The sequence below is a fragment of the Clostridium budayi genome (assembly GCF_055396605.1).
This window is the reverse complement of sequence record NZ_AP042456.1, coordinates 2,682,664-2,706,129: the sequence shown is the minus strand read 5'-3', so window position 1 is coordinate 2,706,129 and position 23,466 is coordinate 2,682,664. Positions and strand designations below refer to the sequence as shown.

Annotated in this window: 21 protein-coding genes; 18 read left to right on the top strand and 3 right to left on the bottom strand. The window is 27.8% G+C overall.

Features of this window, described 5'->3' with window-relative positions; all coding sequences use genetic code 11:
• Positions 1-12: 12 nt before the first annotated feature.
• Positions 13-633: a RusA family crossover junction endodeoxyribonuclease gene (locus ACZ5TJ_RS13025; protein WP_464200323.1), complete on the bottom strand. Its 621-nt coding sequence runs from the start codon at positions 631-633 to the stop codon at positions 13-15.
• A 200-nt stretch (positions 634-833) separates the two neighbouring features.
• Between ACZ5TJ_RS13025 and tsaD the strand changes: the two genes are divergently transcribed.
• Positions 834-1,844, top strand: coding sequence for a tRNA (adenosine(37)-N6)-threonylcarbamoyltransferase complex transferase subunit TsaD (gene tsaD / locus ACZ5TJ_RS13020; RefSeq protein WP_464200321.1), 1,011 nt, complete (start codon positions 834-836; stop codon positions 1,842-1,844).
• A gap of 18 nt (positions 1,845-1,862) precedes the next feature.
• On the top strand, positions 1,863-2,885 hold the full coding sequence (locus ACZ5TJ_RS13015; protein WP_464200319.1) for an alpha/beta hydrolase: 1,023 nt from the start codon (positions 1,863-1,865) through the stop codon (positions 2,883-2,885).
• Positions 2,886-3,194: 309 nt separating this feature from the next.
• On the opposite strand, the gene ACZ5TJ_RS13010 is transcribed toward ACZ5TJ_RS13015, so the two are convergent.
• A complete protein-coding gene (locus ACZ5TJ_RS13010) occupies positions 3,195-4,217 on the bottom strand; it encodes an IS6 family transposase (RefSeq protein WP_464198879.1) in 1,023 nt (340 codons plus the stop codon).
• Between the two features lie 123 nt (positions 4,218-4,340).
• Here ACZ5TJ_RS13010 and ACZ5TJ_RS13005 point away from each other — a divergent pair, with 123 nt between their 5' ends.
• The 13 genes from ACZ5TJ_RS13005 (at position 4,341) to ACZ5TJ_RS12945 (ending at position 19,427) form a co-directional block, all read left to right on the top strand.
• Positions 4,341-5,507 carry a S1C family serine protease gene (locus ACZ5TJ_RS13005; protein ID WP_464200317.1) on the top strand — a complete coding sequence of 389 codons (1,167 nt, stop codon included), beginning with the start codon at positions 4,341-4,343 and terminating at the stop codon, positions 5,505-5,507.
• A gap of 129 nt (positions 5,508-5,636) precedes the next feature.
• A complete protein-coding gene (locus ACZ5TJ_RS13000; RefSeq protein WP_464200315.1) occupies positions 5,637-8,366 on the top strand; it encodes a sigma-54-dependent transcriptional regulator in 2,730 nt (909 codons plus the stop codon).
• A 247-nt stretch (positions 8,367-8,613) separates the two neighbouring features.
• Complete coding sequence (locus ACZ5TJ_RS12995; protein ID WP_039313339.1) at positions 8,614-8,925, top strand: PTS sugar transporter subunit IIB; 312 nt, start codon at positions 8,614-8,616, stop codon at positions 8,923-8,925.
• An 81-nt stretch (positions 8,926-9,006) separates the two neighbouring features.
• The gene (locus ACZ5TJ_RS12990) at positions 9,007-9,303 is read left to right on the top strand and encodes a PTS lactose/cellobiose transporter subunit IIA (protein ID WP_464200312.1); all 297 of its coding nucleotides are present in this window, start codon (positions 9,007-9,009) and stop codon (positions 9,301-9,303) included.
• 73 nt (positions 9,304-9,376) lie between these two features.
• Positions 9,377-10,267, top strand: a complete 891-nt coding sequence (locus tag ACZ5TJ_RS12985; protein WP_464200310.1) for an N-acetylglucosamine kinase — start codon at positions 9,377-9,379, stop codon at positions 10,265-10,267.
• Between the two features lie 32 nt (positions 10,268-10,299).
• Entirely contained in the window at positions 10,300-11,391 is a 1,092-nt protein-coding gene (locus ACZ5TJ_RS12980) for a DUF871 domain-containing protein (RefSeq protein ID WP_464200308.1), read from the top strand.
• Positions 11,392-11,453: 62 nt separating this feature from the next.
• Complete coding sequence (locus tag ACZ5TJ_RS12975; RefSeq protein WP_464200306.1) at positions 11,454-12,788, top strand: 6-phospho-beta-glucosidase; 1,335 nt, start codon at positions 11,454-11,456, stop codon at positions 12,786-12,788.
• Positions 12,789-12,957: 169 nt separating this feature from the next.
• A complete protein-coding gene (locus ACZ5TJ_RS12970; RefSeq protein WP_464200304.1) occupies positions 12,958-13,659 on the top strand; it encodes an MBL fold metallo-hydrolase in 702 nt (233 codons plus the stop codon).
• A 132-nt stretch (positions 13,660-13,791) separates the two neighbouring features.
• Positions 13,792-14,772 carry a diaminopimelate dehydrogenase gene (locus tag ACZ5TJ_RS12965; protein WP_464200302.1) on the top strand — a complete coding sequence of 327 codons (981 nt, stop codon included), beginning with the start codon at positions 13,792-13,794 and terminating at the stop codon, positions 14,770-14,772.
• 140 nt (positions 14,773-14,912) lie between these two features.
• Entirely contained in the window at positions 14,913-15,779 is an 867-nt protein-coding gene (locus ACZ5TJ_RS12960) for a DegV family protein (protein WP_464200300.1), read from the top strand.
• 28 nt (positions 15,780-15,807) lie between these two features.
• Positions 15,808-17,163, top strand: coding sequence for an MATE family efflux transporter (locus ACZ5TJ_RS12955; protein WP_464200298.1), 1,356 nt, complete (start codon positions 15,808-15,810; stop codon positions 17,161-17,163).
• Positions 17,164-17,189: 26 nt separating this feature from the next.
• On the top strand, positions 17,190-18,287 hold the full coding sequence (gene eutH / locus ACZ5TJ_RS12950) for an ethanolamine utilization protein EutH (RefSeq protein WP_464200297.1): 1,098 nt from the start codon (positions 17,190-17,192) through the stop codon (positions 18,285-18,287).
• Positions 18,288-19,427, top strand: a complete 1,140-nt coding sequence (locus ACZ5TJ_RS12945; RefSeq protein WP_464200296.1) for an extracellular solute-binding protein — start codon at positions 18,288-18,290, stop codon at positions 19,425-19,427. It abuts the gene before it with no gap.
• Here the strand turns inward: ACZ5TJ_RS12945 and ACZ5TJ_RS12940 are convergent.
• The gene (locus ACZ5TJ_RS12940; RefSeq protein ID WP_464200295.1) at positions 19,416-20,543 is read right to left on the bottom strand and encodes a glycosyltransferase family 4 protein; all 1,128 of its coding nucleotides are present in this window, start codon (positions 20,541-20,543) and stop codon (positions 19,416-19,418) included. The genes ACZ5TJ_RS12945 and ACZ5TJ_RS12940 overlap by 12 nt on opposite strands.
• Before the next feature lie 132 nt (positions 20,544-20,675).
• On the opposite strand from ACZ5TJ_RS12940, the gene ACZ5TJ_RS12935 reads away from it, so the two are divergent.
• From ACZ5TJ_RS12935 to ACZ5TJ_RS12925, 3 genes are read left to right on the top strand one after another with little or no spacing between them, the layout of a single operon-like run.
• Complete coding sequence (locus ACZ5TJ_RS12935; protein WP_464200293.1) at positions 20,676-21,665, top strand: CotS family spore coat protein; 990 nt, start codon at positions 20,676-20,678, stop codon at positions 21,663-21,665.
• Positions 21,666-21,690: 25 nt separating this feature from the next.
• Positions 21,691-22,362, top strand: a complete 672-nt coding sequence (locus ACZ5TJ_RS12930; RefSeq protein ID WP_464200291.1) for a hypothetical protein — start codon at positions 21,691-21,693, stop codon at positions 22,360-22,362.
• 11 nt (positions 22,363-22,373) lie between these two features.
• Positions 22,374-23,414 carry a CotS family spore coat protein gene (locus ACZ5TJ_RS12925; protein WP_464200289.1) on the top strand — a complete coding sequence of 347 codons (1,041 nt, stop codon included), beginning with the start codon at positions 22,374-22,376 and terminating at the stop codon, positions 23,412-23,414.
• Positions 23,415-23,466 lie beyond the last annotated feature (52 nt).

The following is a 23,466-nucleotide window of genomic DNA, read 5'->3' as shown; positions in this document are numbered from 1 at the left end:
CCTTCTTTTATATTAAAATAATTTATTAAAGCAATTCTTACATATTAATGTTTTACCTTTATTTGCTTTTATATAATCCTTCGCTGAAACTTTTTTATTGCATATTTCACAAACATCACTAGAAGTTTCTTTTTTTATTTCTTTAGGTTTTAGTTCAGTTGTAGTTTTAGATTTTTTTATAGGATTATAAGTTTTTTTCTCTAATTGTTTTTCACGCTTTTTAATTGAATAAGAAACTTCAAACTCGCTATTTGGATATAATTCAAGTTCAAACCTTGGATTTTCTTTATCATAGTATTCTTCTGTAAATATTTTTACAATTTGGGCATCATTAATAATAAGTCCGCTTTTTTCAATACCATCAAATATACTTTTTGTAATATTTATTGTATCAGGATGTCTTTTTTCACTTTTATAATAAACTTTTAATATAGCAATTAAACTTTCAGTAAAAACAATACCTGGATTTTGAACTCTTGCAGTATATGCTATTTCTTGCTCATAAAGAGCATATCTATCATGATATTGTCCTGAGTTGTAAGGAAGTATAGCTCTTCCATCTTTATTATGTAATTTAAAATTAGATTTTGTTATAGGAGATCCTTTAACAATAACTTTTGCATAAGATGACATAAAAATTCTCCTTTTATATATTTATTTACATTTATTGAAATATAAATTTACTGAAATTATATAGCTTAAAATATATAATTTAAATATACATTATTAAAAAATACTTAACAAGTGGACGTTTAATTGATAATGAATTTGTAATGAAGTATAATTACAAATAGTTGATTTTATACTAAATTTATATAGAAGAGGTATTTTAAATGGATAGAAAATTAATTTTAGCAATTGAATCAAGCTGTGATGAAACATCAGCTGCTGTTGTGTTAAATGGAAGAGAAGTTTTATCTAATATAATAGCTTCACAGATAGATACTCATACTAAATTTGGAGGAGTAGTTCCAGAAGTTGCATCAAGAATGCATATAGAAGTAATTGATGGAGTAGTTAAAGAAGCATTAAAAGAAGCTAACGTAACTTTAGATGATATAGATGCAATAGGGGTTACTTATGGCCCAGGACTTGTTGGAGCTTTATTAGTTGGTCTTCAATATGCTAAAGGGCTTGCAATGGCGTCAAAGAAACCATTAATAGGGGTTAATCATATAGAAGGACATATATCAGCAAATTACATACAAACTAAGGATTTAAAACCACCTTTTGTTTCACTTGTAGTTTCAGGAGGACATACTTTCATAGTTCACGTAAAAGATTATGGAGTTTATGAAGTAATAGGTCAAACTAGAGATGATGCTGCAGGGGAAGCATATGATAAAGTAGCTAGAGCTATAGGTCTTGGATATCCAGGTGGACCTAAAGTTGATAAGTTAGCTAAAGAAGGAAATAAACATGCAATTGAGTTCCCAAGAGCTAAATTCCATGACGAAACATTAGACTTCTCATTTAGTGGTGTTAAATCAGCTGTATTAAATTATTTAAATAAAGCTAAAATGAAAGATATTGAAGTAAACAAGGCTGACGTTGCTGCATCATTCCAATATGCAGTTGTTGAAGTTTTAAAAGATAATGTATTTAAGACATGCGAAAAGAAAAAACTAGATAAGATAGCTATAGCAGGAGGAGTTGCTTCAAATTCAGCACTTAGAGAAGCTTTAATGACAGAAGGTGAAAAGAGAGGAATAAAGATTCTATTCCCAGCACCAATATTATGTACAGATAATGCAGCAATGATTGGAAGTGCAGCATATTTTAAATTAATAAAAGGTGAAGAATCATCATTAGATTTAAATGCTAAACCAAATTTAAAGCTATAGTATGACAGGGGGATGAATATGAGATTATTACCTGAATCTAACAGCTTACATAAAGTTGATATGAAAGAAAAAGTACCTAGAATGACATTATTTAAAAGAATAGTAATAGCTATTTTAATCGTTATTGGAGTTGGGATGGTGTTCCAATGGGGATATAATTTTTATTCTGGGGAAAAAGCTAATCAAAGAATGGATTATACAAGAGTAAATGAAAAGAAACTAGAGTATAAGACAGGCGGAAGTGGCGATTTTACAGTTATATTTGATGGAACAACTGGAGCTAGTGCAGATGAATGGAAAGATCTAGCTAGTGAAGTTAGTAAAGAACTTGGAGTAAAAACTTTTATATATAATAGAAGAGGCTATGGATTAAGTGATGGAGGAAGTGCTATTGCACCAAAAGATCAGGCTAGTGATTTAAAAATATTACTTAGAAAAGCTGCTGCAAATGGTCCATATATATTAGTTGGAGAAGGATATGGAAGTCTTGTAATGACAAATTTTGCAAAGCTTTATCCAGAAGATGTAAAAGGTGTAGTTTTAATAAATCCATATGATGAAGCGGAAATGAAAAGTCAAAAAAATACTATAGCTAGTACCTTTGATTTATTAAGAAAAAAAATAGAGGCAGTAGGATCAAATTGCTCACTTACATTACTTTTAGATAAGCTAGGTATAGCTAGTATGAATAAAGATTTTAGCAACAATATATCAGGATATGCTAAAGAACAATTTGATTTTAATATAAATAAGAGTAATTATAGAGATGCTGTTTATAATGAAACAAAAAATATATATGATAGAGTAAGTGATAGTCAAACTGATGGAATGTTTAAAGATATACCATATTATATTCTTAGCAAAAATGAAGACAATCCATTAAAAAGACTTGGAAGTAGTGATTTAACTTTCCAATATAATAGTGGATATGATGGAACAGTATATTCTTTAAATGATAGTCAAAATGTTTATGGAGCTATTAAAAAAGTTGTTGAAACAGCTAGAAAAATAGAAAAGAAAAAAGATACTAAAAATAATTAATGTATATTAAAAAGCTTAATATTTATAGTATATGGTTAGAATAATACTGAAAGAGTAAAAACTCCTTCAGTATTATTTTTTAATATTAATTAAATCTTTTATAGAATGTCATATCATTGTCACAAAAGGTTTTTATACTAAAAATATAAAGTTATAGAATCTGTTAAGTTGTTATGAAAAAATAGCTTAATAAATCATAGATTTTCTCGTTCTTTGAAAATTATATAAGTTTGACTATATTTGCGCATGGCAAATAAACCTGCAAAATATAATTTTTCAAGCAGGTTAATCAAAGATATTCTTAATAAATTAAGCAGCTATAAACCAAGATTGCCTAGATAAATTATCACTAGAGAAGCCAGCGACTTCAGCGGGAGTAAGGTTATTTAACGACCCATGAATTCTTATAAAATTATAGTGAAATATAAACATAAAAATAAGATTATTAGCTTTTTCAAATGAGTTAAATCCTTTTTTGGACTTATACCAAGCTTTAAAAGTCTTATTAAAAGATTCTATAAGATTATTATTTATATCACTAGACATTGGCTTAACTGGTACATGTTTTGTTTCCGGTAATAGCGTAGCTATCGCTTCGTTATAAGCTGGCCATCTATCTGTAATTAGGTTAGAGGGTGAACCATATTTTTTAGCTTCATTGATCAGAGAAAAAGCAGAGCTTTCATTTCTATATCTACTTAAATGAAAAGATATTATAAATCGCGTTTCAGAGTCTATAACTAACCATAAATAATGTTTTACTCCGTTAATAAAAACAACAGTCTCATCAGCGTGCCAATCGTCAGATTGCAAATCTACTTGTTGTTTAAAGTTATCTGCTTTGAGTTTAAAGTATGGAGCAAATTTATTGCTCCAGTTAGCGATAGTTACATGAGACACTTTTATATTAAAGGTGTTCATAAGAAATTGAGATATAGCTCTAGTTGATGTATTGTTCAAGTAATATAATGTTAGTGCTGTAATAATAATTTGTAATGGGAATCGCATTCCTTTCATAGAAAGGGCCCCGGTAATAGCTTCGCTAGATGGTGAATCAATATTAAAATTATGATGTTGCACAATAATATGATTACATTTTTTATTATTACATTTATATCTATTATAGTGTTTGTAAGAATGATGTAAATAAGTTCCTTTATCACACTTTGGACACTTAGGATACTTCATTTTAGGAACTCCATCACCATCGCTAGCGATGAATTGGCGCTTACATTTTTTACATTGATATTTTTGATTAGCCTGTTTGTCAAAACCAAATTTATATAGTTTATTAGAGTGACAACGAGGGCATCTAATATTTGTTTTGTTCATTGTTTTCTCTCTCCTTTTCTAGGGGGTAATTTAGTCTTTGCAAACTTATTGTATTTCCTAAGGTTGAGAGAATCAATGTTCATATAACTTAACAGATCGAAGTTATAAAATGGGAGGTATCGAATGAATACTGAGAATAACAATAATGAATTTAATAATGAAAACATTGGGTATAATGGGTATATGCAAGATGAGAATGATAATAAGCAGGTAAAAAAGAAAAAGAAGAGCGGAAAAACTGCAATTACAGTTGTAATAGTAATAGTTATTGCATTATTATCAGGTATGGCTGGAAGTGGAATAACTTATTATATGGTTGGCAAACAAGATAATCAAAACGAAGGAACAAATCAAAATAACTATTCAACTCAAAGTTTTAAATCAGATTCTAAAATGACAACTCAAGAAGTATTTAAAAAGGTTGCACCTTCAGTAGTTATAGTATCAACTAAAGGATTAATGCAAAATGGATATATTCCTCAAGAAGTAGAAGGAATAGGTTCAGGATTTATTATAAATGAAGATGGAAATATTTTAACTAATTACCATGTTGTAGAAGGAGCACAAGAAGTTACAGTAACTTTAAGTACAGGAAAAGAATATAAGGCAAAAGTAGTAAACTATGATCAAAACCAAGACGTTGCTCTTATAAGAATGCAAGGAGATTTTAAAGTTCCAGCAGTTGCAGAACTTGGAGATTCAGCAAAAGTGTCACCAGGGGAAGAAGTTATAGCAATAGGAACTCCATTATCAAAAGACTTTGCACAAACTGTTACAAAGGGTGTTGTAAGTGCAGTTGGAAGAACTGTAACTACTAAAACAGGAAATCAAGTAAACTTAATTCAAACAGATACAGCTATAAATCCAGGTAATAGTGGTGGACCTTTAGTAAATGCAGAAGGAAAGGTTATTGGAATAAATACTTTAAAACTTGCAGGTGGTGCAGAAGGAATAGGATTTGCAATTCCAATAGATGAAGTTAAAGCTAAGTTAGATATATTATCAAAACAAAAAGTAAGCCTTGGAGTTAAGGTTAAAAATGTAGATAAAGCATTATCTAAAGAATATGATATACCAGAAGGAGTATATATAGCAGAAGTAGATGAATTTTCAGCTGCTGAAAAAGCAGGATTAAAGCCTGGAGATGTAATAGTAAAAATTGATGGAAAAGATACTAAGACATATGATAAATTGTCAGCTGTATTAAATACTAAGACATCAGGTGATACTATAAAAGTAACATTTATAAGAGATGATAAGACAAAAACTACTGATGTGTCTTTAAAATAAAAAGAATGAATAAATGCACACTAATTTTAAGAAATAGAGAAATTAGTGTGTATTCTTTTTATTTGTGTATCAAAACAATTACATATATAGTATAATTGATTTAATTATTGAGAATTTAAGGAGGGCTATATGAGTAAAATTAATGAGGTTTATGAAGCTTTATTAAGCCTTCAAAAGGAAGAAGGTAAAGGTATAACAGCCAGTGAACTAAGTAACTATATGAAGTTAGATAGAGCAAATATTTCTAGATATTTAAATAAATTATTTAATGAAGGTAAAGTTACTAAAGAAGAAGGCAGACCGGTAAAATACGCAGCTAACATAGATATAATAAAAGAAAAAGAAATAATACGTTTAGAAAATAAATCTAAGGAAAATCAATCAGAGAATAGCTTAGATATGATGGTTGGAGCAAACCATAGTCTTCAAGTCCCAATTCAGCAAGCGAAGGCGGCAATGATGTATCCACCAAGAGGATTACACACATTGATACTTGGTGAAACTGGAGTTGGTAAATCAATGTTTGCAGAGCTTATGTATCAATTTGCAAAAGAAGACAATTTAATTAGTAAAGATGCACCATTTATAAGATTTAACTGTGCAGATTACGCTGATAATCCTCAACTTGTAATTGCACAAATATTTGGTGTTAAAAAAGGAGCATATACAGGAGCTGATAAAGATAAGGATGGATTATTAAAAAAGGCTAATGGTGGAATAATGTTCCTAGATGAAATACATAGACTTACACCACAAGGTCAAGAAATGTTATTTACATATATAGATAAAGGATATTTTAGACCGCTTGGTGATACTGATAATCCAGTATTTTCTGATGCTCAAATAATAGCAGCAACAACAGAGGATCCAAAATCATATCTTTTAAAGACATTTACAAGAAGAATTCCAATGACTATAACATTACCATCTCTTAAAGAAAGAAGTGCATCTGAAAGATATCACTTATTAGAACAATTTATTAAGGCTGAATCACATAGACTTGGAGAAAGTATATATTTTAATAAAAATGCACTAATATCATTCCTTTTATATGATTGTCCAAATAATATAGGTCAATTAAAAAGTGATATTCAATTAGCTTGTGCAAAAGCATTTTTAAATTATAAAGCAAATAAGAAAGAATTTATAATAGTAGAATTAAGTGATATACATCAAAGAGTAAGTAAAGGACTTATGAAACTTCAAGAACATAGAAAAGAAATGAATGAAATCTTAGGTAATGTTGGAGATGTTTTAAGATTCTCATACAATGATGATAATCTTATTAATTTAATAGAGGAAGAAGAAAATGTTAAAGGGGAATACTTTTATGACATTATAGAAAATAAACTTGAATACCTAAAAAGAAAAGGTATGGAAGAACAAGAAATAAATCAAATAATTAATATAGATATAGAAAGTTATTTTAAAAAGTATATAAGAGATCTTCCAGAGGAAGTTAGAAAAGAAGAAATAACTAAAATAGTAAGTGAAGATATAGCTAATATGGTAGAAGAAATATTAGATATAGCATCAAAAAAATTAAAAAGACACTATGATGAAAAAGTTTATTTTGGATTAGCACTTCACCTTCAAGGAAGTTTAGAGAGAATAAGGCAAGGAAATGAAATATATCATCCAAAATTAAATTTCATAAGAGTGCAATATGCAGATGAATTTATGGTTGCGATGGAAATAGCTAAAAAGTTAGATGATAAGTTTAAAGTTCAAGTACCATTAGATGAAATTGGATATTTAACAATGTTTTTAGCAGCAAAGCCTTATGAACTTGATGAGAAAAAAGATGAAAAGGTAGGAGTATTAGTTATAATGCACGGTCATGCAACTGCCTCTAGCATGGTAGAAGTTGCAAATAAGTTAATTGGTGAGGAACATGTAGTAGGACTTGATATGCCTCTTAGCATGAAGGCTGAGAAAATGTATGAAGTTGCAAAGAATAAAGTTAAAGAATTAAATAAAGGTAAAGGAGTTCTTCTTCTAGTTGATATGGGTTCTTTAACAAACTTTGGACAAATGATAAAAGATGAAACATATATAAATGTTAAAACAATAGATATGGTAAGTACTTTAACTGTTATTGAAGCTGGAAGAAAAGCATTAAACGGAAGAGGATTAGATGAAATTTATAAAGCTTGCCAAGAAATAAGTAGATTCGGAGTTAAATCAGAGAAACCAGTAAAAATACAAAAAGAGAAACTAATTTTAACAACATGCTTTACTGGTGAAGGTTCTGCGAAGAAAATAAGAGAATTCATAGTGAATGGAATAAATAATAAAAATGTAAAAGTGAAATCTTTAAACATTCTAGAAAAGGAAGCATTCATAAAAGAAATAGAAGTATTATCTAAAGATTATATAATATTAGCCATTGTTGGTACTATAAATTTAAATGTTAATGGAATACCATTTATATCAGTAACAGATCTTTTTGCAGGTAATGGATTAAGTGAATTAGAAAATATTATAAGCAGAGAAGAAGATTTTCAAAAAATATCAATATCAATAGATTCACAGATTGATGATATTGATGGTGAATATTTAGTAAAACTTATAAGGGATGCTATAGGTGAAATGCAAGAGAGCTTAGGAGTAAAAATATCTCATGAGGTTTTTGTTGGAATGGTTATTCATATATGTTTCTTAATAGAAAAAATATTAAAAGGTGAAAATAGAAAAAAATTCGATAAATTAAATGAGTTTAGAAGTGAAAATGGAAGAGAGTTTATTCTTATAAGTCAAAGCCTTAGAAAGCTAGAATTAAATTATGATATAAAGATTACAGACGATGATTTAGCCTACATTGTAAGAATGTTTTTAGAGAATGTAATCTCTGTGTAGAGTGTAAAGTGTGTGTAAAGTTTTTAATATATAGTGTGTAAATAAAGTTTGCACACTATATTTTTTTGTAATTATTAAAAACCTAGTAAATAAGCCATTTTAAAAAAATAAAAAAAGTATAAAAAAATGTAATTATGCAATCATATTTTGGCATGTAATTTGCTATATATAAATAGTGTAAAGTAAAAAATAAATTATTTAATTAATAAAATAAAAAATATAAATAACCATTGAGGGGGAATTCAATATGAAAAAAATATTATTATGCTGTTCAGCAGGAATGTCAACAAGTCTTTTAGTAACTAAAATGGAAGCAGCTGCAAAAGAACAAGGAGTAGAATGTATGATCAACGCTTACTCAGAAGCAGATGTTAAAAATCATGAAGATGAAATGGATGTATTATTACTTGGACCACAAGTAAGATTCTTACTTAACAAAATGAAATCAAAATATGAACCAATGGGAATCCCAGTTGAAGTAATAAACACAGTAGATTATGGAACAATGAATGGAGCTAAAGTATTAGCACATGCATTAAAATTAATTGACGAAAAATAGAAAATAGTAAACGCAAAAAATACACAGAGTTTAAAGGGAATGCTACTAAAAATTAGAGCATTTTGAAAGGGAGTTAGAGATATGGAAGAAATCATTTTAAATTTAATTGCGCATAGTGGAGAAGCTAGAAGTTATGCAATGGAAGCTATGGAAAAAGCTAAAAAAGGAAATATTGATGAAGCTAAAGCTTTAATTGAAAAATCTAGTCAAGAATTAGTAGAAGCTCACCACTCACAAACAAAACTTATACAAGGTGAAGCTGGGGGAGAAAAAGCAGAATTCTCATTATTATTAATGCACGCTCAAGATCATTTAATGACAACTATGACATTAAAAGACTTAGCTAATGAAATAATTGACATATATGCAAGATTATAATTAAAAGACTTAAATATGAACTCTAATGTATATCATTAGAGTTCATTGATTATATGTTAAGGAGATAAATGTTATGAAATATGTAATTGGCGTTGATGGTGGAGGTACTAAAACTGAAGCTGTAGCTTATGATTTAAACGGAAATGTATTAGAAAAGAGCTTAACAGGTTTTGGAAATTTAGTAAACGATGAGAAGGAAGCTTTAAAGAACATAATAGATTCACTTGAAGTTATATTAAATAAGCTTGGAAAAGAAGATTTACAGGGGTTATATCTTGGACTTGCAGGTTCTGAAGTTGGAGATAATGCTAAAATTGTAAAAGACGAAATAAAGAATAAATTCGGTCTAGATTCAGTTATTATGAATGATGGAGATTTAGCCTTAAAGGCATTATTAAAAGGTGAGGACGGAATATTAGTTATTGCAGGTACTGGATCAACAGCATTCGGAATAAAAGGTGACAAAGAAGCTAGATGTGGTGGATGGGGACACCTATTAGGAGATGAAGGTAGTGCTTATAAAATATCTATTGAAGCATTTAAAAATATGATTTACGAATATGACTTTGGATTAGAAATGAGTGAACTTTCAAAATCTATACTTAATGAGCTTAATATGAAACAAGTTGATGAAATAATAGCATTTATTTATTCAGCAACAAAGGACGAAATTGCAAGCTTTGCAGGACTTGTATCAAAATATGCAGAAGCTGGTTATGATAAGGCAAAAGAAATACTTGTAAACGAAGGTATTTTACTTGCTAAAGATGCTGAGAGGGTATTTAATTGTTTAGGTTTTGAAAAATGCAAAATAGGTCTAGTTGGCGGTGTAATAAGAAAATCTAAAATAGTAAGAGAGACATTTGAAAAGTATTTAAATGAGAACATAAATGTTATTGAATTTGTAGATGACGATGTTTCAGCATCAAAGGGAGCATATTATATTTACAAAAATAATAAATAATTGTATTGAGAGAGTATTGGAGGATACATTAAATGAAGAGATTAGGGATTTCAGTATATCCAGGTCATAGTTCAATGGAGGATATAGTAAATTATATCGACCTTGCAGCAAAATACGGCTTTGAAAGAATATTTACTTGTCTTCTATCAGTAGAAGGAAAAACAACTGAAGAAGTAGTTAAAGAATTTAAAGTTATGCTTGATGTAGCAAATAAGCATAATATGGAAGTAATAGCAGATTTAGATCCTACTGTATTTAATAACTTAGGAGCTAGTATAACAGACCTTAAAATATTTAAGGAAATGGGACTTAGTGGAATAAGATTAGATATGGGATTTGCAGGAAATGAAGAAGCTATAATGACTTTTAATAAATATGGATTAAAAGTAGAACTTAATATGAGTAATGGTACTAAATATGTTGATAACATAGTTTCATATAAACCAAATTTAAATAATTTATATGGATGCCATAACTTCTATCCTCATGTTTACACAGGTCTTGCATATGACCACTTTATAAAATGTAGCAAACAATTTAAAGACTTAGGAATAAAGACTGCTGCATTTGTAAATTCTCCTAGTGCAGAATTTGGTCCATGGCCAGTATCAGAAGGGCTTTGTACATTAGAAATGCATAGGGATATGCCAATAGAAGTACAAGCTAAACATTTATTTGCTACAGGTTTAATTGATGATGTAATAATAGCAAATTGCTTTGCATCAGAAGAAGAACTTAAAGCATTAAGTGAAATAAATAAAGAAATGTTAGAACTTTCTGTTGAATTAGAAGAGCGAATACCAGAACTTCAAAAAACAATAGTTTTAGATGAATTCCACTTTAATAGAGGAGACGTTTCAGACTATGTTATAAGATCAACTCAATCAAGAGTTAAATATAAAGGAGAAAGCTTTGTTCCATTTAACACTAAGGACATGAACAAAGGTGATATCTTAATAGAATCGGATCTATACACAAGATATGCAGGAGAACTTCAAGTTGCAAGAAAAGAAATGAAAAATAGTGGTAAGACAAATGTAGTTGGAAGAGTTGTAGAAGAGGAACAATTCTTATTAGATTATATTGAACCATGGAGCAAATTTGGATTCAAATTAAAAAAGTAGAAAATGAATTTTAAAAATTAGATTTAGACTTAAGATAAATACAGAGAAAAGAAGGTGTAGTAATGAGTAAAAAAGGTATAAAGATAGTAACAATTGGTGGAGGATCAAGCTATACACCAGAACTTGTAGAAGGCTTTATTAAAAGATATGATAAATTACCAGTTAGAGAACTTTGGCTTGTAGATATAGAAGAAGGAAAAGAAAAGCTTGAGATTGTTGGTAACCTTGCAAAGAGAATGGTTAAAAAAGCAGGAATACCAATGGAAGTTCATTTAACTTTAGATAGAAGAGAAGCCTTAAAAGATGCTGATTTCGTTACAACACAAATAAGAGTTGGACAATTAGATGCAAGAATTAAGGATGAAAGAATTCCGTTAAGTCATGGAGTAATCGGTCAAGAAACTAATGGTGCTGGTGGAATGTTTAAAGCATTTAGAACAATTCCTGTAATATTAGATATTGATAAAGATATGGCAGAACTTTGCCCTGATGCATGGCTTATAAATTTTTCAAATCCAGCTGGAATGGTAACAGAAGCACTTTTAAAATATGGTATCAATAATAAAGTTATAGGACTTTGTAATGTACCAATAGGAATGGAAAAAGCAGCAGCTAATATGCTAGATGTTGACCATTCAAGAGTAAGATTTGATTTCTTTGGATTAAATCATATGGTATTTGGTAAAAACATATATGTTGATGGAGTAAATAAAACTGATAAAGTTATAAATGCAATAGCAGAAGGTAAGCTTGGATCAATAGTTAAAAATATTAAAGATTTTGGATGGGATGCAGATTTCATTAAAGCTTTAGGAATGATGCCATGCCCATATCATAGATATTACTTCCAAACAGCAGATATGTTAGAAGATGAATTAAAAGAATTCTCTAAAGGAGAAACAAGAGCTGAAGTAGTTAAGAAATTAGAAAAGGATCTATTTGAATTATATAAAGATCCAAATCTAGATATAAAACCACCTCAATTAGAAAAAAGAGGAGGAGCTTACTACTCAGATGCTGCATGTAGATTAATATACTCAATCTATAATGATAAGGGAGATATTCAACCAGTAGATGTTAGAAATAATGGTGCTATTGAAGGAATAGATGATAATTCAGCGGTTGAAATTTCATGTATTATAACAAAAGATGGTCCAAAACCAATTGCTATGGGTAAAATTCCAGTAGCAGTAAATGGACTAATTCAAACCATTAAATCATTTGAGAAATTAGTTGTTGATGCCGCTGTAACAGGTGATTATCATACTGCATTAATGGCTCTTTGCATAAATCCATTAATACCTTCAGAAAAAATAGCTAAAATATTATTAGATGAGTTATTAGAAGCTCATAAAGAATATCTACCACAATTTAAAGGTCATTTTGAAAGTAAATAGTTTATAAAAAGGTGCATGAAAATGCACCTTTTTTTTATTAAATTATTAAGAGAGTATAAATTTTATATAATGTTTAATAATAGGAATGTTAGAATACTTCTTTATAAATGATTAATATGCTATTATATCAATATATTTATATATAATGGAAAATAAGGGGAGTTAAATAATGATTCAATTTATCGGCAATGGAAGTGCTTTTAATACAAATAGAGGAGATAATTGTGCTTTTATTAAAGGGGAAGAAAGCCTAATACTTATAGATTGTGGAGGAGACACTTTTACGAAGTTAAAAGAAAAAGATTTATTAGATTATAAGAGACTTTACATAATAATTACACATACTCATCCAGATCATATAGGAAGTCTTGGCAATTTAATTTTTTATTCACATTATAAAAAAGGAGTTAAACCAAAAATATTTTTTCCACATAGAAAGACAATAGAAGATTTACTTTCATACATGGGAGTTAGTAAAGATCTTTATAATCTTGAAAGTAGATATGTAAATGAATTTTATGATAAAGAATTTAAAGGAATAGAAATAGAATTTTCTAACGCAAAACATGTTCAAGAAATTCCTTCATATAGCTTTATATTTAGAATGGAAACTGAAAAGTTCTTCTATAGCGGAGACACAAGCGAAGTAAATAAAGAAGCTGTAGAAATGCTTCAAAAGGGAAAAATATATGAAATATATCATGAGGTAAGTAGTATAGATGGTAAAGATTCACCTCACACATCAATTAATAAATTATGTGATGCATTTAAAAAAGAAATTAGAAAATCAGTATATTGTATGCATCTTGATGAAAATATAGATAAAGAAGATTTAATTAAGCTTGGTTTTAATATTACTGAAATTATTTAATAATAGTTATAGTTAAATATAAAAGAAGTACCTATAAGAAATATACTAAAAGTGTATATATTATAGGTATTTTTTTATTTCCTCAAGTGATATAATGTAAAATATGGATAAAATTTAAAGTGGGGGTTGTTTATGATGGAGAAGATTAGAATTGGGGTTGTCGGATATGGCAATTTAGGAAAAGGTGTAATAGAGGCAATAGAAAAAAATAATGATATAGAGTTAAAAGCTATCTTTACAAGAAGAGAAGGTATTATAGAAGGAACAGAAAATTTACCTATGATGAATATTCAAAAAATTTCAGATTTTAAAGATGAAATAGATGTCATGATACTTTGTGGAGGTTCTAGAACAGATCTACCAGAACAAGGACCTATGCTTTGTGAAATGTTCAATACTATAGATAGTTTTGATACTCATGCAAGAATTCCAGAATATTTCAAGAAGATGGATGATGTATCAAGAAAAGGAGATAAATTAAGCATTATATCAGTTGGTTGGGACCCAGGATTATTTTCACTAAACAGAGTATTAGGGCAGGCTATACTTCCAAATGGTGTAGATTATACTTTCTGGGGAAAAGGTGTAAGCCAAGGACATTCAGATGCAATAAGAAGAGTTAACGGGGTTAAAAATGCAATTCAATATACAGTTCCTAAAGAAGAGGCACTAGATAGAGTAAGAAGTGGGGAAAATCCAAAACTTGAAACTAGAGATAAACATAAGAGAGTTTGCTATGTTGTAGCAGAAGATGGCACTGATAAAGAAAAAATAGAAAATGATATAAAGAATATGGAAAATTACTTTAAGGATTATGATACATTTGTACATTTTATAACAGAAGAAGAATTAGAAAGAAAACATAATAAAATGCCACATGGAGGCTTTGTTATAAGGACAGGAAGCACTTCTGATGGAAATAAACAAAGAATGGAATTTTCATTAAAGTTAGATAGTAATCCTGAATTTACATCAAGTGTATTAGTTGCATATGCTAGAGCAAATTATAGACTTTCAAAAGAAGGGAAAAAAGGTGCAATTACAGTTTTAGATGTTCCATTTAGTTATCTTTCACCTAAATCAGCAGAAGAACTTAGAAGAGAACTATTATAGAAGAATAGAAAGTCTCTAAACTTTTAATTTGCAAGTTTAGAGGCCTTTTTATTTATGTAGATAAAGAGTTATTTTTAAGGTGGTGAAAAATAGTAATAAATATAATATAATTATTCAAAAAGGGAATTATGGAGGGAAATATGGGAATAAAAATAGTTACAGATAGTACAAGCTATATTCCAAAGAATATAGCTAAAGAGTTAGATATAAAGGTAGTTTCTTTAAATGTAATTATGGGAGAAAAAAGTTATAGGGAAGTTGAACTTAGTAATAAAGAATTTTATGAAGAAATGGAAAGGTTAGGAGAGATACCAACATCATCACAACCTAGTATAGAAGAAGTTAAAAATGCATTTGAAGAAATAGTTAAAAATGGAGATACAGTAGTTGGGATTTTTATATCATCTGATATGAGTGGAACATATCAAACAGCTAATATGATTAAGAATATGATATTAGAAGAATATGAAGATAGTGAAATTTATATTTTAGATTCAAGAAGTAACTGTATGCAAACTGGTTATGCAGTAATTGAAGCTGCAAGAGCTGCAAAAGAATCTCTAAGTATAGAAGAAGTAATAAAAAGAGCTAACAATGTAATTGAAAATAGTAAGTTCCTATTTATGCCTGAGACATTAAAGTATTTAAAAAAAGGTGGCAGAATAGGAAATGCAGCTGCATTACTAGGGGGAATCTTAAAAATAGTACCAATACTTACAGTTAAGGATGGAAAGACAACTGTATTTAATAAAGTTAGGACCAGAAAAAGAGCTATAAATACTGTTATTGATAGTGTTATTTCAGACGTTAAAAATAAGGGAGTCTTAGGAGTAACTGTACATCATATAAATTGTGAAAAAGAAGGTATAAATCTTAAAAATGAACTTCAATTAAGACTTAAAGAAGAAGGATATGAAGTTCCAATATTATTAGAATCAATAGGACCTATAATAGGATTACATGTAGGGCCTGGTAGTATAGGAGTGGTATATTATACTAAAAATTAATAAAATTTAATAAAGTAGCGAGGTAATAATGACAAAGATTTTTAAAATGGACAAAAGTTTTTACAAGAAGGTAGGGATAATTGCATTACCTATTGTAATACAAAATTTTATAACATCATCACTTAATATAGTGGATACAATGATGATTGGAAAACTTGGAGAGAATGAGATAGCAGCAGTTGGGATAGCAAATCAATATTTCTTTCTTTTAAATATTTTAATAATGGGTTTATTTAGTGGTATTGGGATATTTATATCCCAATACTTTGGTAAGAAGGACGAAAAAAATATCAAAAAGTTAGTTGGAATAGGTCTTATAGCAGCAATAATAGTTGGAGGAATATTTACAATAATAGCCCAAGTCTTTCCAGAAGAAATAATCGGGATTTTCAATGAGGATTTAAAAGTAATAAAACTTGGTGCTGATTATTTAGTTATAGTTTCTTTAAGTTATATATTTACGGCTATAGCTTTTAATTATGGGGTAGCCTCAAGATGTATTGAAAAAACTGCTATTCCAATGGTTGCAAGTTCAATTGCATTAATAACAAATACAATATTAAATTACTGCCTTATCTTTGGTAACTTTAATATGCCAAGACTTGGAGTAAAAGGCGCAGGAGTAGCAACATTAATTGCTAGAATAATAGAATTTTTAATAATGATCTTATATGTATATTATAAAAAGAATATGCTAGCAGGAAACTTTAAAGAGTTATTTTCTTTTGATTTTTCATTCGTTAAGAAGGTATGGTTTACTATAATACCTGTATTGTTAAATGAAGCTTGTTGGGGACTTGGCTCTGTTATGTACAATGTTATTTATGGACGAATAGGAACTCAAGCAATAGCATCAGTTCAAATAGCAACTACTATTAATAATTTATTTATGGTTGTTATATTTGGTATAGGTAATGCAGCTCTAGTTATGGTTGGGGCAAAGGTTGGAAAAGGCGAAAATGATGAAGCTAAAACTTATGGAAAGAATTTTCTTGTGCTTGGAACTATAGTAGGAATTATTATAGCAATTTCCCTATCTCTTTCTGCTAATTTAATCATATCTATATATGATGTTTCAGAGCAAGTTAAGTTATGGTCTAAGCTAATATTATATGTAACATCTCTTATAATGATAGTGAGAGTTTATAATATTATAGCCATAGTTGGTGTATTAAGAGGCGGAGGAGACGTTAAAGTTTCCTTTATGATAGAAGGAATAACAATGTGGTGTATAGGAGTACCTATTGCTTTAATTGGTGCATTCGTATTAAAACTTCCTGTTTATTTAGTTTATGCATTATGTACTTTTGAAGAGCTAACTAAAGCAGTAGCTTGTTTAAAGAGACTAAGGTCAAATAAATGGATAAAAAATTTAGTTTCATAAATTAAGGTTTATGGTATGGAGGGGTTATGGAAAATTTAATATTATATAGTATTTCTATATTCTTTTTAATTGGAGCTATTGACTATATAATTGGGAATAAACTTAAACTTGGAAAATATTTCGAAGATGGTATAAAAACAATGGGACCACTTGCTATATCAATGGTTGGAATATTATCACTAACACCAGTAATTACAAAGGGATTAGAATTATTTCTAATTCCTTTATCATATAAAATAGGTATTGATCCATCAATTTTTATATCAAGTTTAATAGCTGTTGATATGGGAGGGTTTAATATATCCCAAAGTATTGCAATGACTAATGAAATGTCACAGTTTTCTGGAATATTAATGGCATCAACTCTTGGGTGTACATTAAGTTTTACATTACCATTAGCAATTGGAATAATAAAAAAGGAAAGTAAAAAGGAATTATTTATAGGAATAGTATTTGGAATTATAACACTACCAATAGGATTATTAATAGGTGGTCTTATGCTTAATATAAGTTTTACAATTCTTATAATTAATCTATTACCTATAATTTTTATAGCTATAATTCTATCTATTGGAATATTTTATTTTAATGATATAACTATAAAAATACTAAATATTTTTAGTAAAGTAATCTTTTTTATAAGTATTATTGGAATTACAATTCAAGGTGTTCAATCTATAAGTGGTATAGTTATATTTAAAAACTTAATGCCTCTAGATGAAGTTTTATATGTTGTTTGGAAAATAGCAGTCTTTTTAGGGGGCGCTTATGTACTACTTGAAGTTATAAAAAGAGCATTAAATAGTAAATTAAATTTTTTAAGCAAGAAGTTTAATTTAAGTGAGAACTCAATTGTAGCATTTTTAGGTAGCTTAGCATCAGCAATAGTAGTTTTTTCAAAATTTGAAGATCTAGATAGTAAGGGAAAAATATTATGTACAGCTTTTTCTGTCGGGGGAGCCTATGTACTTGGTGGACAACTTGGTTTTATAGCTAGCGAAGCAAAGGAATTAATAGCAATATATATTACAACAAAATTAATATGTGGATTTTTAGCAGTAATAGTATGTATAATTTATATAAGGATAAAAAATGTATGGATAAAAGAAAAAGGGATTGATTAGATGAAGTTAAATTTTAAAGCTATACTAATATTTATAGTAGCTGTATTTTTATCAATACTTACTATAAATCATTTTAGTCAAAATAAGAATACAAATTTAAGTGGAAAAATAACGATATGGGCAAATGAAAATACATATCCTTATATTGAGGAAGCTGCAAAGAAATTTGAAGAGGCTCATAAAAGAGTTACTATTAATGTTTCTAATGTAAATAGTAAGAATTACTATAATAATTTAATAAATGCTAATAAAAAAGATTTGCCTAATATAGTGGAACTAAATAGTAATAAGTTAAGCGAGCTATCTAATAAGCATACTATATCAGTTTCTGATGAAGGTAATTTAGTCAATACTTATAAGATGAATTTTCCAGATAATAGAATTCAACAAGTAGTTGTAAATGATCAAATAGTAGGTGTTCCATTTACTAGTAGACCATTAGTACTTTATTTAAGGGAAGATGTATTAAAACAATATGGACATACTAATTCAGAGATTAATACATGGGATGATCTTATAAACGTATCAAAAGATATTTATAAAAAGAGTAAAGGTAAATACAAAGGATTAAGCGGATATAATGAGGACATAAAAGATCTAGAATCATTACTTATAATGCAAAACATGGAGTATAACGTTAGTAATAGTGATATAAAAAACAATGTTAAAAATACTATAAAAAAATTAAAAGATGATAATATTTTAGGAAAGAATGAAAAGGACGGTTTCTTTGGAAGAATATCATCAATTAATGGAATGAAAGAGCTTATGGCTATTAATGAAAAGTGTATTTGGACAGCTAATAATGTACCAGCAGCAAAAACTGCAGATAATAGATTCTTTAATGCTGAAGGAGAAAATTTTGCTGTTTTAAATAGTGATGAAAATAACATAGGTTTAATAAATGCATTTTTAGAATATATAACAAATGATACTGATTTAGCATTAAAGTATGTTAGAGAAGGAAGAGTTTTCTCAAGTTATCTTTACACATATAAAAATAAAGAAATAGAAAAGGAAGTTAAAAATTTTGAAGGAAAGAGCCCTCTTGTTGTAATGAGTAACATTTACAAGAAAGCTCCTAAAATCAAAGAGTATAATGATTATTTATCACTAAGACAAGACATATTAAGTAATTGAGTTTAATACATCATTATAAGCTTTTAATGTATTTTCTGCTGTTTGCCTCCATGAAAATTGGAGGCTTCTTTTATATCCTTTTTCACTTAATTCATTTCTAAAAGTATCATCATTTAAAACTTTAAATAAAGAGTTATTTAATTCACTACTATTATAAGGATTAATTAAAATAGCAGAATCACCTGTAACTTCAGGAATAGATGTAAGATTTGATGTTATAACAGCAGTCTTACAGCTCATAGCCTCTAGTGGTGGAAGACCAAAGCCTTCATAATAAGATGGATATACAAATAAATCAGCTCCATTATAAAGTATAGGTAAGTCACTATTTTCTAAAAATCCTGTAAAAATAATATCATCTTCTAAGTTAAGACTTTTTGCATATTCTTTTAAGCTTAATCCTTCATCTTTTAATGAACCACTAAGTAATAATTTATATTTTTTATTAAGGCTCTTATAAACAGAAGAAAATGCATCGATTATTCCTTTAACATTTTTTCTAGCACTAAATCCTCCTATATATAAAATATATGGAGAGTCAAAAGAAAATCTCTTATTTATAATTTCTTTGCATAGTTTTTTATCCATAGGTTTAAAATCATAATTTGCAGAAAGTGGGGTTACAAATACTTTATCTTCAGGATATCCTCTAAAGAATTTTAAAATATCTTTTTTTGAATACTCAGAAACTGTAAGTATACCTTTTGAGTTTTCAATTATATTAGGCATATCTCTTAGAAATCTTTTTAAGTAACCAGCTCCAACAGTTTCAGGCATTATATAAGGTATTAAATCATGTATTGTAACAACTGTATTTATATCATATTCAAAAGGAAAGCCAATACCGTTTTGGGGAATATGATAAAGATCTATATTTTTATCTTCAATTAATTTTGGAATATAGTAAGTTTCAAAGAAACTTCCACGCCTTCCAGAACATAAAGTTAACTTAGTATTATCTTTTAAAAATTCCTTTTTTGATTTTCCAGTCCAAATTAAATCAAAACTATCCTCTTTATCTATGTTTATCATTTCTGAGATAACATTTTTCGTATAAGTACCTATACCTGTACCTTCATGTAAATTTACGCTTCTAGCATCTATACAGACTTTCATAATAACACCTCGAAATACGATCTATATTATAAAATATTATATATGGTAATTTTTGTGAATGAAATCACATTAAATTATTAGAATTCATATAATAAAAAGAAATAATGGATTTATGGGAAAGGGAGCTTTTGTATGGATAAAGAAAAAATAAAGTTAAAGATAGAAGAAGAATATGAGATAAAGGTAAAAACGGTTGAAAAAGTTAAGAATACTTATAAGATAAATGGAGATGAGGGATATTGTTTAAAAGTTTCACAATATAAATTCCCTCATTTTTATTTTATATTATCTTCAATAAATCATCTTTTAAATAAAGGATTTGATGAAGTATTAGACATAATTGAAACTAAAAATAAAGTAAAGTATATAGAGGTTGAAGGAAAGTATGCGTACTTAACAAAATGGATAAAAGCAAGGCAAAGTGATTTTGAAAACTTAGATGAATTAAGTAAAGTTTCAAGTAAGTTATCTGAATTGCATGTCTACAGTAGGGATTTTACAATTACTCCTATGATGAATCCAAGGATATACTGGTTTTCATGGATAAATACATTTAAGACAAGAATAAATGAAATAAAAGATTTCGAAAATAGGATAAATCAAAAAGCTCATAAAAATGAATTTGATAAGTTATTTTTAAGTAATGTAGATAAAGAAGTAGAAAGAGGATTTAAAAGTGTAAATGGATTAGAAAATAGTAAATATAAAGATGTTATGGAAGAACAAATTATGAAAAGAGGCTTTTGCCATCATGATTTTGCAAATCATAATATTTTAATAGATGAGGATGAAAATATTAAAATCATAGATTTTGATTACTGTATATTAGATAGTAATCTTCATGATTTATCATCTTTAATTATAAGAAGTATGAAAAGCAATGGATGGGATACTAATATAGCCAATATAGTATTAGATGGATATTCTAAAAATATAACTGTGTGTGAAGATGAGCTAAATATTATGAAAGAATTTATTAGATTTCCACAGGAATTTTGGCAAATAGGATTACAAGTTTATTGGGAGCAACAACCTTGGGGAGAAGAGTTTTTTATAAAGAAGCTAAATAAATATTTAAATAGTATAGAAGACAGAACTAGGTTTATAAATAACTTTTTTTAAGTTCTAAGGAGGGATTACTTTAGATATGCTGGATTTAAAGAACTATCTTTTAGATAAAGATGTGTATATTAAAGATGAATATTTTAAAGATGGAAAAAAATTTATAGATATAGAAAAGCAAATAGATTTAATTATAAATTTTCAAAAAATACTTAAAGGATACACTCCAAAAGATAAGGGGTGTATAAGAAGTGAGTTTGGCAAAAGAATAGATAGGATATATGTTATGACTAAAAAGCTTGAGGTTATTTATAAAGATAAAAATATATATGAGAAAGAAATAATAAAAAAGTGCAATTTAGGACTAAAAAAGATAAAAGAGATAAATTATAGAGAAATATTAAAAAGAGGTATGTTAAATAATGAGTTTGCTATAGATAGAGTAGATCCTTCTAATTTAAGAGTAGATAATAAAATTCAAGTTGGAAAAATAAAAAAAATTACTTTTAATACTGTTGAAGAAGATTTTATAAATTATATGATGAAAAGAAAAAAATTAGACAAGAAAAATATTATAGATGATTATGTTAAGCAATATGTAGAAAAGTCTAACCTAGAAAAAAGTAGTTTAAATTATATAAATATAATATTAGATATTCCACAAGAAAGTTTAAGATACTTATACAAATTTAGGGGAGAGGAGAATATAGATTATAGCGAATTTAAAAGCATTGCAGAAAATGAATTGGAGTTTTAATGGAGGTAATTATGAGGAAAAATAGATATGTTGAAAAAAAATTTCTTTGTAGATATGACTTAAGTAAAGAGTTCTTTGATAATTTAGGTATAGAAATAGAAGATATAACTCCAGTGAGAAAAGTATATGTATTAAAAACTCCAGATAAGGGTAAGAAAGTTTTAAAGAAAGTAGATTATGATGAAAACAAAATAGAATTTATTTATAATTCTCTTACTTATGTAAACAAAAACTTCCCATACATTATGAAAATGAATAAATTAAGAGATAATGATACATTTGTTAAATGGAATAATGATAATTATATTTTAATGGATTTAATTGAAGGCAGGGAAGCTTGTGTTACAAATCCAATCGAACTTGAACTATGTGGAGAAGCAGTTGCATTAATGCATAAGTCTTCTATAGGAATAGAAAATTATTTAAGTTCTAAAGTAAAAACTATTATTAAAAATCCTGATTTAGTTAATAAATATAAGGAATGTGAAGAAGATATAAAAAAGATAAAAGAGTGGGTTTTAAATTATAAATATAAAAATGAGTTTGATAAACTTTTCTTAGAAAACTGTGATAAATGTTTAGAGGATATAAGACTATCTAGAAAGTTACTTGACTTAAGCAATTATAAAAATCTTATAAATGATAAAGAACTAATTTGTTTATGTCATAATGATTTAGCTAATCATAATTTTTTAATAGAAGACGAAAGAATTAATATAATCGATTTTGATTATGCAACTATAGGACTTAGAACACTAGATGTGGCAGACTTTTTACTTAAATGGATAAAAAATAGTGTATTTGATATAACTAAAGGGGATATGTTCTTAGATAGTTATAATAATATATTTAAATTAAAAGATGATGAATATGAATTAATATATGCAATAATGACTTTCCCAAGAGATATTTATTCTACTATATCTTCATATTATCATAAAGCAAAGGAATGGGATGAAGAAGTATTTCTTCATAGGTTTAAAATTAAGTTAGAAAATGAGGTATTTAGAAAAAAATTTATAGAGCAGTTTAAGGAAAAATATTTGCAATAAAAAAGGTTAAAAAGTATAATAGGAAATTTCTATACTTTAGTCTGTAGACAAA